Here is a 15,660-nt window from a genome sequence, read left to right as displayed (position 1 = left end):
CACATTGAGGAGGTCCAAATGTACACGCCAAATCCAGTGTTTATTCCCGGCCCGACCAATATGCCGGAAGTGCTGCGCCGGGCCTGTGACATCCCGACAATCGATCACCGCTCAGCGCTGTTCGGCGAGATTCTTCAGCCGGCATTGGCCGGTGTGAAAAAGGTGCTGAAGTCCAAAAGCGCTGAAATCTTCATTTTTCCATCCACTGGCACCGGCGGATGGGAAACCGCGATCGCGAACCTGCTCAACCCTGGCGACAGGGTGCTCGCCGGCCGCTATGGGATGTTCAGCCACCGTTGGATCGACATGTGTCAGCGGCACGGACTGAGTGTCGATGCGATCCGCTCGTCCTGGCATGGTGGCGTGCCACTTGGCGAGTACGAAGAGAAATTAAGAGCTGACACAGCTCATGATATCAAAGCGGTTCTCGTCACCCATAACGAAACCGCGACGGGCGTTAGGTCTGACGTAAGCGCGGTTCGTCGCATCCTTGACGCCGCAAAACATCCGGCTCTTCTCCTCGTCGATGGAGTGAGTTCCATTGCCTCGATGGATTTCCGCATGGACGAATGGAAAGTCGACGTTGCGGTTACCGGCTCTCAGAAGGGCTTCATGCTGCCGCCGGGCCTGGCGATTCTGGCTTTTTCACCAAAAGCAATGAAGGCGGCCGAAACAGCCACCCTGCCGAGAACCTTCTTCGATATCCGCGACATGGCAAAGAGCTATCCAACCAGCGGCTACCCCTACACGCCTCCGGTTGGCCTCCTCAATGGCCTCAAGCTCTCGACGGAGATGCTCCTCGGGGAAGGGCTGGACAACGTCTTTGAGCGCCACCGGCGTATCGCCTCGGGTGTCCGCGCTGCCGTGGCAGCCTGGGGGCTCAAGCTTTGCGCGCAAAATGAGGAACTCTACTCCGACACCGTCACGGCGGTGCAAACGCCGGACGGATTTGACGCCGCCTCGATCGTTACTCACGCCGCACAGAAATATCAGGTGGCATTCGGCGCCGGGTTGGGAGACGTGGCGGGACGTGTTTTCCGTATCGGCCACCTCGGTAGCATGACCGACGTGATGGCACTTGCCGGCATAGCGACAGCAGAGATGGTCATGGCCGATCTTGGATTGAAAATCCGCTTGGGCTGCGGTGTCGCTGCCGCTCAAGAGGTATTCCGTCTCGGCGACGTCTCGTCCACTCGAACTGCAGCCTGAGAGTATCACCGATGAACATTCCTACCATCTCCGACATGTTTATTCCCACCATCTCCGACATGTTCGAGGCTCATCAGCGCATCGAGCCGCATATTCATCGGACACCAGTGCTGACTTCTGCATACATCAACTCCTTGGTGGGCGCGCAGCTGTATTTCAAATGCGAGAACTTCCAAAAGGCCGGCGCCTTCAAGGCCCGCGGAGCGTCAAACGCTGTCTTCGGATTGAGTGACGAACAGGCCAGAAAGGGCGTGGCAACCCACTCTTCGGGCAATCATGGAACGTGTCTGTCCTACGCGGCGGGACGGCGAGGAATCCCATGCACGGTCGTCATGCCGCGGACAGCGCCACAGGCAAAGAAGGATGCAGTGCGCGGCTACGGCGGGACCGTCGTGGAATGCGAGCCTTCGACGACCTCGAGAGAGGCCGTTTTTGCCGAGGTTGTAGCTCAATCAGGCGCCGAATTCGTGCACCCCTACAACGATGCCCGGGTGATCGCCGGTCAGGCGACATGCTCGCGTGAGCTCCTAGAGCAGGTCGATGATCTCGACGCGATCATTGCGCCCATCGGCGGAGGCGGGATGGTATCGGGCACCTGTCTGACGGTGTCCAATCTTGCGCCGCGGGTCAAGGTCTATGCCGCCGAGCCGGAGCAGGCCGATGACGCATATCGAAGCCTGAAGGCTGGTCATATCATTGCCGATGATGCGCCCGACACCGTGGCAGACGGGCTTAAGGTGCCTCTCAAGGATCTCACATGGCACTTTGTGAAAAGCAACGTCGCCGACATCTTGACGGCCTCGGAAGTCGAGATCGTCGATGCCATGAAGTTGATCTGGAAACGCATGAAAATCGTCATGGAACCGTCCAGCGCGGTTCCCTTGGCAACGATCTTGAAAAACAGGGACTTGTTCGCCGGTCAACGCATCGGCGTCGTCATCACCGGCGGCAACGTCGATCTCGACAAGCTGCCATGGCAATAAGGGGACTGGCATGAACATGGAAACGAAAATCAGCGAATTGGAAGTTGGATATGACGTGCCCGCGCTGCCCGGCATGTCCGTCGATGAGATCCAGACGCCCTGCCTGATCCTGGATCTGGACGCTCTCGAACGCAACATCCGAAAGATGGGCGATTACGCCAAGGCGCACAACATGCGTCATCGCGCCCATGGCAAGATGCACAAGTCGGTCGACGTCATGCGACTTCAGGAAGAATTGGGCGGCGCTATCGGCGTCTGCTGCCAGAAGGTGTCCGAGGCTGAAGTATTTGTTCGTGGTGGCATCAAAGACGTGCTGGTGTCCAATCAGGTCCGGGATCCCGGCAAGATCGACCGTCTTGCACGTCTGCCGAAGTACGGGTCGAGAATTATCGTCTGTGTTGACGATCTGGGCAACGTGACGGAACTGTCCAAGGCCGCCGAGAAGCACGCGACCGTCATCGACTGCTTCGTCGAGATCGATGTTGGTGCAGGACGGTGCGGTGTTTCGACAAGTGCAGCCGTGGTCGAGCTCGCAAGATCGATCGATGCAGCAAACGGCCTTCGGTTTGCGGGAATTCAGGCCTACCAAGGCGCGATGCAACACATCGACAAATATGAGGATCGCAAGGCAAAGCTCGATGCTGCCATTGCCCAGGTCAAGGACGCGGTCGACGCTTTGGTCGTTGCAGGCCTGAAACCGGAGCTGGTTAGCGGCGGTGGCACCGGCAGCTATTACTTCGAAAGCAATTCCGGGGTCTACAATGAGCTGCAATGCGGAAGCTACGCCTTCATGGACGCCGACTACGGTCGCATTCTCGACAAGGATGGCAAACGCATCGACAAGGGCGAGTGGGAAAATTCCCTTTTTATCCTTACAAGCGTGATGAGCCACGCAAAAGCCGACAAAGCCATTTGCGACGCGGGCCTGAAGGTTCAATCCGTCGATTCCGGTCTTCCTTTCGTCTATGGCCGAGATGACGTCAAATACGTCAAGGCGACGGATGAGCACGGCGTCATCGAAGACCTAAACGGCGTCTTGAAGATCAACGAGAAACTTCGCCTCGTTCCCGGTCACTGCGACCCGACCTGCAATATCCACGACTGGTATGTGGGGGTACGCAACGGCAAGGTCGAAACCCTCTGGCCGGTGTCGGCGAGAGGCAAGGCCTACTGACGGACGGACTGACAATCGGAAAGTTGATGCGATGATAATTGTTCCAGAGAACGCGATATCCGAGCTGGTCTCGCTCTCAGACTGCTTTGATGCCGTCGAGAAGGTCTTTGCTTCGATGGCGAAGAAATCGGCATACAACTTTCCAGTCATCCGTGAGGCGATCGGTCACCAGGATGCACTCTACGGCTTCAAATCGGGGTTCGACCGGGAGACACTTGCTCTCGGTCTGAAAGCTGGCGGTTTCTGGCCCCACAATGTTGAGCGGGGCCTGACCAACCATCAGTCGATCGTGTTCCTTTTCGATGCCGATACCGGCAAATGCCGTGCAGTGGTCGGCGCGAACCTGCTGACTGCGTTTCGTACGGCAGCAGCGTCCGCGATTTCGATCAAACACCTCGCCCGCGCCGACGCCAAGGTATTGGGGATGGTCGGGGCTGGTCATCAGGCTGCATTCCAGCTTCGGGCTGCCGTCAGTCAACGGCAATTTGAGCGAATAGTGGCCTGGAACTTCCATCCTGAGATGCTGCCGCGGCTTGCAGCCGTCGCCGCTGAAATCGGGATTCCGTTTGAAGCAGTGGAACTCGATCGACTGACCTCCGAGGCCGACGTCATCATCACCATTACCTCTTCATTCAATCCGATCATCCAGGCATCCGAAATTCGTCCAGGAACTCATCTTGCCTGCATGGGTACCGATACCAGAGGAAAGCAGGAGGTTGACGAAAAACTGGTGGCGGCAGCGACGCTCTTCACCGATGAGGTCGCGCAAGCGGTCTCAATCGGAGAGTGCCAGCACGCGATCGCGAAGGGGCTGATCGCCGAAGACGATATTATCGAGATTGGCTCGGTTATATCGGGCACCGCAATTGGGCGTTCGTCGCCCGACGAGATTACGCTCTTCGACGGCACCGGCGTTGGGCTTCAAGATCTGGCGGTTGCCTCTGCCGCGGTCGATCTGGCGCTTTCGAAAGGCGTAGCAATTAACGTCGACGTCTAGGAACGGCAGGGCGATGGCTCGCGTAACCCGCATTGCGATTAATGGTTTTGGTCGAATTGGCCGGACGATTTTGCGCCAGGCTCTGGATGCATCGGGCATCGAGGTCGTCCTGATAAACGACCTAGCGGCAATTGAGCTCAGCGGCTACCTGTTTCAATACGACAGTATCTTTGGTCCCTGGAACGGGTCTGTCATCGTTGACCAGGATGCGATTCGCCTTAGCGGTCGTTCGATCCGATATGTGAATAGCCGAAATATCGAGGAATTCGACCTCGATGGTGTCGATGTTGTCCTGGATTGCACGGGAGCAGTCGACGCAGACCTTCGCGCCGCCCGCTGCCTGGAAGCAGGAGCGTCTCAAGTCCTGATATCCGGACCCGCGTCCAAGGCAGAAGCCACGCTGATTCTTGGCGCCAACGAGGAGCGCTTCAACGGCGAGCGGATCGTCTCGAATGGATCCTGCACGACCAATGCGCTAGCCCCCCTCTTGCGGATATTGGACGAGCTCTTCGGAGTGACGGGCGGTCAGATGACGACGGTCCATTGCTATACCGGCAGTCAGCCGACGATCGATCAGCCAAGGGCCGATTTTGCCCGCAGCCGGGCGGCGGCCCTTTCCATGGTGCCAACTACCACGAGCGCCCATCGCCTGCTCAGCGAAGTGTTACCGCATCTGGCCGGATTGATTGAAGCCCGAGCGATCCGGGTTCCGACAGCAAGCGTGTCGGCGATCGATCTGACAGTGGGCGTGCGTCATGGCAAAAGCCTGAAAGACATGGTTGAGGACATACGCGCCGCGGCGGCATCGTCGCCTGTTCTTGGTTGGATCGATCAGCCACTTGTCTCCGTCGACATGCGCGGGCGTCCTGAATCGCTGGTCATCAGCGAGGCAGAAATCTCCCTGTCGGCCAACGGGCTTCTTAGGATCTTTGGCTGGTATGACAACGAATGGGCATTTGCCGCGCGGATGCTGGATATGGCTCGCTATATATCCAGACGCGCCGGCTAAGGGGATAGCATGTCGTTGCCTGCGCAAAGCAAGCTTTTGACCGCGGTGTTCGACAGGGCCCGCGGATCAACGCGCCGTGTTATTTTTGCAGAGGGCCACGACGAGAGGGTTTTGCGCGCCGTTCAGGCTATGCTTGAGGCGAAGTGCGCAGTACCGATGGTAGTTGGTTCCACGGTCGAGATTGCAAGGAAGCTTGTTGCCGCTGGTATCGATCTTCGGGTGGGTGACGATTTTGCGGTGGTCGAAGCGCAAAACGACCACGAGTTTCTGGACCAATGGTGCGCTCGCAAAGCAGCGATAGAATCTGGCTGGAAGATCAAGAACCTCCCTGGTTTCATCAGGGATTGTCGCAATACTGCAATTGCTGCCCGTCTTGTGGAATCCGGCAAGGCTGACAGCATGGTTTGCGGAACATCCGGGCAATTTCAATGGCACTTTGCCCAATTGAGCTCCATTCTCGCAACATTGCGGGTTCGCTCAGCTGCGGCTCTATCGCTTCTGGTCGTCGACGACCGACCGCTCTTTCTCGCGTATCTCTTTGTCGATAGCCGACCCTCGTCCAAGCAGATTGCTGAGATCGCGGTGGCTGCCGCAGGTCACGTTTGCGCATTTGGGCTCGAGCCGAAGATCACGCTGTGCCACGGTCCCGAGAGCCTTGAGAACGCGGCTCCGGACAGGGCCATCATGGCGACGGCACGGCATTTGATCTTTTCCGACGCGCCGCAATTGGAAGTGCGCGGTCCGAGCACGGTCGCGGAGGCTTTGACGGCAGCGCTCGGTGAGCAAGCTTTGGGACGCAAACGCGGTGGCCGTGCGCCAAACATATTGCTTTTTTCCGCGGCAGAGGCAGCAACGACGGCCCGCGACGTCCTGCATTGTGCCCTGTCGGCACCCGAGCTGGGCCCATTGCTTCTCGGAACTGCCAATCGAGCTCATATCGTCAGCCCAGCAGTGACCTGGCAGGGGCTGGTGAACATCGCAGCGGTCGCCGGAATGAACATTCCTGGTGAGGAAGCTTTCTGTCGCCGGTAGCACGGCCGGTCTGTGAAGAAACAGGGGGAACAAGTTGGACGGATCTTCAATGAGTACCAAGCAAGAGCCAAAGGACACGCATCGCCATGATTTGGTGAACCACTATCGGCCGATTGCTCTCAAGGCGGTAGCCGCCGCTTTTTGCATTCCTGCCAGCAAACCGTCACAATCGCCCCGCCAACCGGAAATCTATCCGTGGCATCCGGATTTTCATGGCTGCACGGAAGAGGATAGCTGAGACCTACCGCTCGATTTTGCGGGGTTGGGGAGTTGAACCTCGCTGCGAAAAAGCTAACCTGTTGTCCGATGATCGATGTTCCTCAACGCATAACCGACTTGGCCGCCGCGCTTGCGCCCGCGCGAGGATATAATTCGACACGAGCACCTGGCATTTCATTATTTCGCGCCGATGCGAGTATCTCGAATCTGCCAAGGCTTCAGCCCGCGGGCATCCTCTTTCTATTGCAGGGAGCGGAACACCTCACATGGGATGTTAACGTTTACATCGTCCATAGAAGCCGATACTTGGTGACATCTGCACCCATGGCATTTCGCATCGATGCCGAAGCGAGCGCGGCAAGGCCACTCCTTGCAATGCACGTGACACTTGAGCAGCCGATGGCAATCGAGATCGCGGAAGAAATAGACAATTTCCGCGGCCCAGGCGCTCCCCGAAGGCAGGCAAGTTGCCATGCCATGGGACAAGTGGATGAAACACTCCGCGAGCTACTTCACCGGATTTTGCAGGCCCTTCACAGCCCGCTCGATTCTGCGATTTTAATTCCCCTGTTGATGCGGGAACTTCACCTGAGAATACTAGAGCGAGAGGACGGGGACGCGATCGTTGCCGGATTGCGTTGCCAAGGTACACGCGGCAAGGTGTTGAAGACCGCACAATCCATTTTGCAAAATGCCAGCGCAAGCATATCTGTTTCTACCCTTGCTGCGTCGGCCCAGCTGAGCCTTTCTTCGTACCACAGTCACTTCCATGCGCTTTTCGGGTGTAGCCCGCTCCAATACCTTAAGGCTGCTCGCCTCCATGCCGCACATGACATGTTACGATCGGCGAAACTAAGCATTGGAGAAATAAGCGCCGTTGTCGGCTACAGCGGTCCTTGGCAATTTAGTCGTGAGTTTCGACGCTATTTCGGGCGAACAGCGCTGAGAGAGTCTAAGCTTATTCAGAACTCTTCAGGTGACATCGTTCTCGGGTAGGGAGGTCGAGGGCACGAGCAACGTCAGAAATTTAGAACATTGCTGACATGATCGTTCTCGGGAAAAGTTGCTTGTCCCGAAATCGTTGCCACGGGCATGGCCTCGCGTGGAACCGCTTGACCCGCGTGAATGTCGTCCGATTTGACCCAGCACTTAGCTGTCTGCTGTCACGCCTATGCCACCTCAACGACAAGCGGTCTGTTGGCAAGGACATCGAAAAGGCCATCATCTCCATCAGCGATCACGGGCTGAGTGCCGGAACTACCCCTCGGTCGTGCTGAAGGTTGGTGCATCCGTTCCAACTGTGAGGACGAAAGCCGGCAAGCGTTGGCAGCTTGGGCGGTTTTCCAGGAAGGGCGGGAGCCAGCTCGGCAGACGATAGCCTGCCGAGCCGTCCTTGGCGACTATGACGCCAGTGCGTACCTTTGAGTGGTTGTCTTGGCGACACTGCGCGTCTTGAATTGCTGAACCAGGGTGGCGAGCCGCTCGGTTTCCTGCGTTAGGCTTTCTGCCGCCGCGGTCGTTTGCTCCACCATGGCAGCGTTCTGTTGGGTAACCTTGTCCATTTGATCGCCGGCGGCGGACACCTCCCGCAAGCTTAACGCCTGTTCGCGAGCGGAAACGGCGATGTCGGTAACCGTCGCGCTCATCGCTCCCACCTGTTTGACGATCTGCTCCAGGGATGCGCCAGATTCGCCGACGAGTTTTACTCCCGTGTCGACCTGCGCCGTGGATGTCGAGATCAACTGCTTGATCTCCTTGGCGGCGTTTGCGGAACGCTGTGCCAGTTCTCGCACTTCCTGGGCAACGACTGCAAAGCCCTTCCCGGCTTCTCCTGCCCTTGCCGCCTCGACACCGGCATTGAGGGCAAGGAGATTGGTCTGGAATGCGATTTCGTCAATAACTCCGATAATATTGCCAATTCGCGAGGACGAATTTTGGATTTCGGTCATGGCAGCGATAGCCCGGTTGACGATCTCGCCGCCGGTCTCGGCGTTGGTGCGTGCGGTGGTAACCGCATCGTTCGCACGTCCCGCTCCTTCAGCCATGCCATTGACGCCCCTAGTGACCTCGCCGAGCGCTGCGACTGTTTCCTCCAGAGAGGCTGCCTGCTGTTCGGTGCGCCGCGCGAGATCATTTGTTGCCGTGGAAATTTCGCCAAGGCCGGACCGTATCGTGCCAACGGATTGAACAACGGCACCAAAAGCGTTTTCGAGGGCTGCGATCGAGTGGTTGAAACGATCGCGAATTGCAAGGTAGCGTGCGTCGACTTGTCCAACTCTCGCGGTCAGATCACCCGATGAAAGTGCGTCCAATCCCTTGGAGATTTCGTTGAAGGCCTGCTCCATGGCTTCAGCATCGGCCGAACGTTCAGCTTCCTGACGCAGACGCTGTTCTTCAGACACAGCACGGGCATTCTCGGCGTTGAGTTCAGCGACCGTCTTTGCGCGTTTCGTTTCTTGAAACACCATCAACGACCGGGCCATCGCGCCAAGTTCGTGCTGGTTCGTGGTTGCTTCGAATTCAGTCAATTCCTCGCCGTGCGCGAGACGCTCCATCGACTTTGCCATCTTTCGAACGGCGATGGAAATCAAGCGGCCGAGGAAATAGGAAAGCACCAGGCCGATGACAACCAGAGCGCCGCTGACAAGGAGTGTTACCCTTGATGCTGCTGAAACCGTTTTCCCAACCGACGCGTCCAAGCTTGCCTGCGTAGCGGCCACGGAGGCCTGCAAGGACTTGAAGCCCGTCGAGATCTTAGGTGCCAGTTCATTGAGCTCTGTCTCGCGCACGCGCTTTGCTTCCTGCAAAACATCCCGCATTTCACCAAGACGCGAGGTGTAGTTCTGCATAAGCTGCCCTGCACCTTGCAGTCTTTTCTGCTGCAAGGCGTTCTTTGCCAACTTGAGGGCACTGTCGTTTCGCGCCACCGCCTCGTTAAGTGCGGCCTGAGCAATATCATACGCAGCGAGGTCATCGGCGTGTACGAACCGCTCCGACGCATAGAGACTGCGGTTCAGCGCCTCGAGCGTAGCGGCTGTCGCATGCATCAGCTGCAGGTCATTTTGACGCCATGCGCTGCGTATGACGTCGTTCAGGGCAATGCTTGTCCAGGGGCCGAACTCCGTCACTTTTGATATCAACAGATCACGCCGAGCTTGAAGCGAGACGATCTTGTCGAAGGCATTGCTGTAAGCTCCGATCTCCTGGCGAATTGGCACCAGGGCGGCTTGCAGATCCTGATTGTCGGCAAAACGGGGATCGTTTGCCTCAAAGGCGCGGACGCCAGCCTTGAAACGGTCGATCGCGGCTTGATTGGGATTGGAGCGGAAGGCTTCGACCGACATTTGAATGTCGTGCAACTGATCACTGTAATCGGAAATGCCCAGACTTTCGCCGACCGTCTGCCGATAAGATGAGAAAATTGCAGTGAGGTCGCTCATGCCGGACATTACGTTGGCGGATAGCAAACTCATGAAAAGGATAAGGGGCAGGAAGCCGGCGGTAATTTGTGCACGGATGCTGAGCTTGTTCCAGAGATGCATCATAGATCCTCGCAAAATCACTGGCTTCTTGGCAGGTAGTTGGCAACATTTTGTGGGGTGACGAGCTCGAACGGAATGTAGTTTTCGCGCGGGATCTTTTCACCCTTCATGAGTTTGACGGCAGCATCGACAGCGCCGGCTCCCTGGCCGGCGGCATTTTGAAAAACCGTGACTGCGAGGTCGCCTTCAGTCATTGCTGCCAGAGCGGGCTGGATCGCGTCGACACCGGCCACCACCACGTCCTTCATCGCGACGTTGTTACGCTTCAGGGCACGGATCGCTCCGAGCGCCATATCGTCATTGTTTGCGATGACGGCATCGAACTTGACTCCTGCAGATATCCACTCCTGCACCTGGGCGTCGGCGAAGTCTGGTGACCAATAGGCCGCCTGACGTTCGACCACCTTCAGGCCTTCGCATTCCGGACTAGCGATAACCTCGTCGATGTCTTTCGTGCGAGCACGAGCAGCTGCATGAAAGGGCTCCCCCATCAGAACGGCGAGCCGCCCCTTGCCGTTGAGGAGTTTGCAGACTTCCTTCGTTTGCAACGAGCCTGATTCTTTTTCGTCCGAGGCGACGACTGTTTGATTGTCCGGCAGATCCGCGACATTTGCGGGCACGTTGTTAACGTAGACAAGCGGAATGCCGGCTGCTGCTGCCACCGGAGTTAGTTGTGCACCTAGATCTCCATCGGAGAGGAGGACGATAAGGGCATCGACCTTGTCGGCTGCGAGTTCTTCAATCTGCTTCCTTTGTAGCTCATTGTCGCCTTTGGCGTTCTTTGTGACGACCTTCAGTCCGGCACTGTCCTTCGCGTGAGACAGCAACCCATTCAAAAGCGTCGTGTTGAATTCGTCGAGATCAGCTACTGAAACGCCAAGTGTCTCAGCGGATGCACTTGATGTAAACGTTAACATAAGCAATGCGGAAAATATAGCGTGTCGCATTTTTCCTCCAAAATTGTTTGCCGAACGTTTTGATCATCTGCAAATTTAGTAAAAATAGCTTTAAAAATGCTGTGACCTTCGCAGTTGCTCTTTAAAGAGCAATGGGGCCGGACGACCATCCGGACACCGGTATGCGGCGTCTCCACCCCATTGATTTTGCGGTTGCAACGGTCAGGTCTATCGCTTGCGGATGTCCCGTGAGCTCATCGAAGAGTCCCTGACGAGCTCACTATGAGGCGCTGGTCGGTTGCGCATAGGCCCATGGCATGAGGGCGTCGATGTCTTTGGCGAGGTGGCCATTGGCGAGGCTGATGAAGAGATCGCGCAGGTAGGCGTATGGTTCAACGCCATTCATCTTGCATGTGCCGATCAGACTGGCAAACCGGGCCCAATTGCGGCCGCCCTCATCATGACCGGCAAAGAGCGCATTGCGGCGGTTCATGGCCGGGCTTCTGATCGCGTTTTCGACCAGGTTGGAGTCAATGTCGACGCGGCCGTCGTCCAGGAACAGCCGGAAGCCATCCTGACGTTTGAGCATGTAAGCCATGGCTTCGCCGACGTCGGACTTGCGTGAGACGCGCGCGGCCTGAGCCAACCAGGTGAAGAACTCGTCCACCAGTGGGCGGGACAGGTTCTGGCGGACAGCCCGGCGATGATCGGGATCACAACCGCGGATGCTGTCCTCGATCTTGTAGAGGGCGGCGATGCGCAACAGCGCCTCGTCGACGATGGGCGACCCCTTCTTGGGCTTGGCCTTGATCAGTTTTCTGCGGCCATGCGCCCAGCAGAAGGCCAGCTTCAACGGATCGCCGCCCGTGCGGTCTGGCGTAGCAAGGTGCGAATAGCCACCGTAGGCATCGACCTGGATCGTGCCGTTGAAGCCATCGAGGATTTCTGCGGCATATTCGCCTTTGCGCCCAGGCCGATAATGGAACACTACGCCCGGCGGCGCAGATCCGTTCCAACCGCGGTCGTCGCGCAGAATAGCCCAGAGATAACCGGTTTTCGTCTTGCCGCGTCCCGGATCCAACACCGGGGCCGTGGTCTCGTCGACATAGAGCCGCGCGCTTTCCGACATCAGCCGTTTGGCCATGTGGTCTACCACCGGCGCGACCGCAGCACCCGTCCGACCCATCCAATCTGCCAGGACCGTGCGGTCGATCGGCACTCCGTGTCGGGCCATGACTGCCGCCTGACGGTTCAGCGGCATGTGTTCGGAATGCTTCGACACGGCAATCTGCGCCAACAGGGCTTCCGTCGGCCAGCTGCCTTCCAGCAGATGTGCCGGCGCCCTGGCCTGAACCACGCCCGTGCGACCCTTGGGGCAGGCGTATTTCGGGCGGATCGTGACGATCACCTGGTAGCACGCCGGAATTTGATCGAGCCGTTCCGTCCGATCTTCGCCGATCCGAACCATGTTGCCGCAACCACAGGGGCAAGCAATGCTGTCGGGCTCGATCACCCGCTCGACCCGCGGCAGGCCCTGCGGCAGCGCGCGTGTTTTGCGCTCCTTGCGAGGAACAGCCTTTGCGGGATCAACTGCGCTGGCCGCGATCTTTTCCTCGACGAAGGCGATCTGGGCCTGTGTTTCGGCAATTGCCGTCTCAAGATCTTCCAGCGCCAGTTCCATCTGCGTCGGATCGAGTTTTTCCGATTTCGGTCCGAACTTCGTACGCCGATAGTCCTGAACCTGGCCCTCAAGCTTCTCGATCAGCTGCTTCAGCTCGGTGATGAAGGCGTCCTTCTCGGCCACCACCGCCTGCTCATGCTGACGTGCCGCACGCTCGACCGACAGCTCGAACTGCACCGCCGCAAAGGCTTTCAATACCTCGGGAGGAAGGTCCGGGAACTGGCTGAGATCAATGGCCGAAGACATGCGTCTTCATAGCAAATCGAAGCAGAAAAACCCAATAAAACAATGCCAAAATAGGGTGGCTGAGTCATCCTGCCGCAGTCGGCGCTGTTACCCGTTGCGCCATAACCCGTCGCCAATCAAGCCCTTCGAACAAGGCTTCGTATTGAGCCCGAGAAAGACGCATCGTTCCATCCTGCACCTTGGGCCAAGCAAAGTTTCCTTGCTCCAAAACCTTGTAGATCAGCACCATTCCGGTGCCATCCCATACCAGGATTTTTAGGCGATCCCCGCGCTTCGACCGGAAGATCACCGTCACCCCGGAATGCGGATCAAGCTTCAATTCGGTCTCAACCATCAATGCCAGCGCCTGATGGCCACAGCGGAAGTCCACCGGCCGCGTCGCGATCAGGATCGGTAATCGTTGGCCCGCGACGATCACGCCGTCCCTCGCATCGCACGCACCAAGGCTGCAACCCGATCAACCGGCACATCGCCGGGAACCCTCACCACGAGGTCTGCGCCTATTTCTACTGTCACGATCTGCGAAGCGGCCGCGACCGGATCCGGGATCGGCAAAGCATCGGTAGCCGTCTTCGGCTCCGTCGTAATCGCAAGTGGCACAAAGGCGGGTTCGATAGGCCCGTCCTCAATGGCTGGCATCAGTTCGGCAGGCAGCGCCAGAAGACCCTGACGTGCTTGTCGTCGCCAGCAAGAAAGTTGATGCGCAACGAGATCATGACGACGCGCAACGTCAGCGACCCTAACTCCAGGCTGAAGGCTCTCCGCAACAATCCGCGCCTTCACAGCATCGGGCCATCGTCGGTTTCCACGACGAGGCTCCACAACTTCGCATCGCCCGACAAATCCTTCACCATCCGCCATGCCAAATCTCCAGCCTTGCCGAAAACCTTGTGGCAGAAACCTCAATGCTCAGAAACACACGGAATCAATGGGATGTAGGCGGCGCATACGGACACCGCGCCAAGCTGGTGTCTCATCTACACCGGAACCCATTGAGGAGAATATCTCGGAATTGCGCCCACCGGGAAACACATCACCTCTAATTCCACGCACTCATAAAGTTTCGTGACGGCAAGTTTGTTGAGCATTGGGGAAGTGGCCGACGTTTTCCGATTGAGCCAGCAATTGCGCGACTGACCTCGATTGGTCCTGCGCAACATGCCGCGTCGCAAAACCCGACGAGCTGATTGGTCTTGCCTTCAAGTTGAAGACTCGCAGAGCTCGAAGGACTTAAATGGCGTTTGCAACGCGGCGGGGGTGCGGGTTCAGAACCGTGTCAGGCGAACGCTCGAACCAATTATCGCCAACAGATTCAGCTGACAAAAAAGGTCCATGGCACAACTCACCAGCTGTCATCACACCTCGGGCGAGAGAACCGCAGCGCTATCTTCGTCGCCAGCGGAGCGGGTGCGAGCGCTGAAATTGCTTGGCATCCACCAATTGGGTTCGTTGCCCAGCAACAACTGGAAAAAGCCTGCTGCATAGTTCGAGTCCTCGTTGGCATTCTCCCGAAAGGACCACCAGCTTCGAAGATCATCAACCATCTGGCTCACATGGACGTCTAGATGAAATTCCTGATCCATCGTCGCAGCATAAACCGTCAAGCAAAATGTCGCAGCCACATATCCTTCCGGCCAAAACGCCGCTGCCGATTTGGGATCAACGCTTGCGGGAGGACATGTGGCCTTGATCGGCAGGTCTCCGACGAGTTCGCGCAATACAAGAGACGGAGCAAACTGAAAAAAGTCGCGTCGCTGTTCCTTCTCCTTTGGTTTCTGACGATCAATGCTTTCCAGCCAGCGAACAAATGCTCCAGCGAGCTTGATGTCGTCAACGACAAATTCGCAACCCATCGCCTCGCCACAAAACGTGGCGTGTGAGTGAAACGCAGCCTTGAACCAATGAAGCTGCCTGACCGAAACTCTGAGCGGCTTGTTGGTTCGAGGAAGATTATCGATTGATCGCGATAGATCAAACATGGATCGCGCTCCGTTCAAAAAGCGAGGCCAGAGCCGAAATATCTCTCTTATGATATAGATCCAAGACCTTTTCTTGAAGAGCGATAGCAAGCTCGGTTGCGGCAGAAATCATCGCCTCTCTGCTGACATCCTCTGATTGCGCCAGCATTGAGAGCAGCCCTGCAAAAACGGCAACCACGTTCGTTCCGGTACGCGTGACTGCCGAACGTTCGTCCAACTTATCTATTGCTATCGATCCGTCATCGGCAAGCTCCAGTGTCAGCTGAGCCGCCAGCTCGAAAACGTCCTGAGAGCCCGCAAGGCGCGCGAAGGCTCGTCGGCCGGCACTTTGATTGACGAGCGCTCTTCTTGCGCCAATATGGCTCAATACGAGTTTCATCGTTTCGTAATAAGCGACCGAAAACTCGTGTTCCGGCCGCGAAGAAACACTGATTTCGCGTAGACTTGCCAAATTCGTGGTCGAGTCGCCGAGGACGGAGTGAGCAACATTGCAGACAAAATGATCAACGTTGCGAGCCAGGATCTCAATCTCGTTAAGAGCGGAAAGGGCTATGCCCGATGCGGGCGCCGGGAGTCGACGCGGCGCAGTCTCCTTTACCGTATCGCGACCTTTTCGCAGGGTATAGCGCAACACCCTCAACGCGTCTTTGAGCTGCGTCGTCTGTGGAGCAAATTCTGGCGACATCCCGACCT

Annotated in this window: 14 protein-coding genes; 7 read left to right on the top strand and 7 right to left on the bottom strand. The window is 57.4% G+C overall.

The genetic code is table 11. The features are described 5' to 3' along the window. Positions 1-18 precede the first annotated feature (18 nt). The 7 genes from bhcA (at position 19) to NBG89_RS31135 (ending at position 7,619) form a co-directional block, all read left to right on the top strand. Positions 19-1,209: an L-aspartate--glyoxylate aminotransferase BhcA gene (gene bhcA / locus NBG89_RS31165; protein ID WP_431324769.1), complete on the top strand. Its 1,191-nt coding sequence runs from the start codon at positions 19-21 to the stop codon at positions 1,207-1,209. A gap of 35 nt (positions 1,210-1,244) precedes the next feature. Then, positions 1,245-2,192 carry a beta-hydroxyaspartate dehydratase BhcB gene (bhcB, locus tag NBG89_RS31160; protein ID WP_431324962.1) on the top strand — a complete coding sequence of 316 codons (948 nt, stop codon included), beginning with the start codon at positions 1,245-1,247 and terminating at the stop codon, positions 2,190-2,192. A 10-nt stretch (positions 2,193-2,202) separates the two neighbouring features. Continuing rightward, positions 2,203-3,366: a 3-hydroxy-D-aspartate aldolase BhcC gene (gene bhcC, locus NBG89_RS31155; protein ID WP_431324768.1), complete on the top strand. Its 1,164-nt coding sequence runs from the start codon at positions 2,203-2,205 to the stop codon at positions 3,364-3,366. A 31-nt stretch (positions 3,367-3,397) separates the two neighbouring features. Next, positions 3,398-4,363, top strand: coding sequence for an iminosuccinate reductase BhcD (gene bhcD / locus NBG89_RS31150; protein WP_431324767.1), 966 nt, complete (start codon positions 3,398-3,400; stop codon positions 4,361-4,363). A gap of 13 nt (positions 4,364-4,376) precedes the next feature. After that, complete coding sequence (locus tag NBG89_RS31145; protein WP_431324766.1) at positions 4,377-5,372, top strand: type I glyceraldehyde-3-phosphate dehydrogenase; 996 nt, start codon at positions 4,377-4,379, stop codon at positions 5,370-5,372. Between the two features lie 9 nt (positions 5,373-5,381). Next, complete coding sequence (locus NBG89_RS31140; RefSeq protein ID WP_431324765.1) at positions 5,382-6,404, top strand: phosphate acyltransferase; 1,023 nt, start codon at positions 5,382-5,384, stop codon at positions 6,402-6,404. Positions 6,405-6,710: 306 nt separating this feature from the next. Continuing rightward, positions 6,711-7,619 carry an AraC family transcriptional regulator gene (locus NBG89_RS31135; protein WP_431324961.1) on the top strand — a complete coding sequence of 303 codons (909 nt, stop codon included), beginning with the start codon at positions 6,711-6,713 and terminating at the stop codon, positions 7,617-7,619. Between the two features lie 404 nt (positions 7,620-8,023). On the opposite strand, the gene NBG89_RS31130 is transcribed toward NBG89_RS31135, so the two are convergent. The 7 genes from NBG89_RS31130 to NBG89_RS31100 all read right to left on the bottom strand — a co-directional run bounded on the left by NBG89_RS31130 (position 8,024) and on the right by NBG89_RS31100 (position 15,652). Continuing rightward, on the bottom strand, positions 8,024-10,168 hold the full coding sequence (locus NBG89_RS31130) for a methyl-accepting chemotaxis protein (RefSeq protein ID WP_431324764.1): 2,145 nt from the start codon (positions 10,166-10,168) through the stop codon (positions 8,024-8,026). Positions 10,169-10,182: 14 nt separating this feature from the next. Beyond that, positions 10,183-11,112: a substrate-binding domain-containing protein gene (locus NBG89_RS31125; RefSeq protein WP_431324763.1), complete on the bottom strand. Its 930-nt coding sequence runs from the start codon at positions 11,110-11,112 to the stop codon at positions 10,183-10,185. Between the two features lie 229 nt (positions 11,113-11,341). After that, positions 11,342-12,988 carry an IS66 family transposase gene (gene tnpC, locus NBG89_RS31120; RefSeq protein ID WP_431324762.1) on the bottom strand — a complete coding sequence of 549 codons (1,647 nt, stop codon included), beginning with the start codon at positions 12,986-12,988 and terminating at the stop codon, positions 11,342-11,344. Between the two features lie 64 nt (positions 12,989-13,052). After that, positions 13,053-13,406, bottom strand: a complete 354-nt coding sequence (tnpB, locus tag NBG89_RS31115; protein WP_431324761.1) for an IS66 family insertion sequence element accessory protein TnpB — start codon at positions 13,404-13,406, stop codon at positions 13,053-13,055. Beyond that, positions 13,403-13,849, bottom strand: coding sequence for an IS66-like element accessory protein TnpA (gene tnpA, locus NBG89_RS31110; RefSeq protein ID WP_113133470.1), 447 nt, complete (start codon positions 13,847-13,849; stop codon positions 13,403-13,405). The genes tnpB and tnpA overlap by 4 nt, the downstream gene beginning before the upstream one ends. 494 nt (positions 13,850-14,343) lie before the next feature. Next, on the bottom strand, positions 14,344-14,967 hold the full coding sequence (locus tag NBG89_RS31105) for a hypothetical protein (protein WP_431324760.1): 624 nt from the start codon (positions 14,965-14,967) through the stop codon (positions 14,344-14,346). After that, positions 14,960-15,652: a hypothetical protein gene (locus NBG89_RS31100; RefSeq protein ID WP_431324759.1), complete on the bottom strand. Its 693-nt coding sequence runs from the start codon at positions 15,650-15,652 to the stop codon at positions 14,960-14,962. The genes NBG89_RS31105 and NBG89_RS31100 overlap by 8 nt, the downstream gene beginning before the upstream one ends. Between the last annotated feature and the right edge of the window lie 8 nt (positions 15,653-15,660).

Origin of the sequence: Rhizobium sp. YTU87027 (assembly GCF_050644135.1) — a bacterium.
Lineage (GTDB): Bacteria > Pseudomonadota > Alphaproteobacteria > Rhizobiales > Rhizobiaceae > Rhizobium.
The sequence above is the reverse complement of the archived record's forward strand: the minus strand, read 5'-3'. Positions and strand labels throughout refer to the sequence as shown.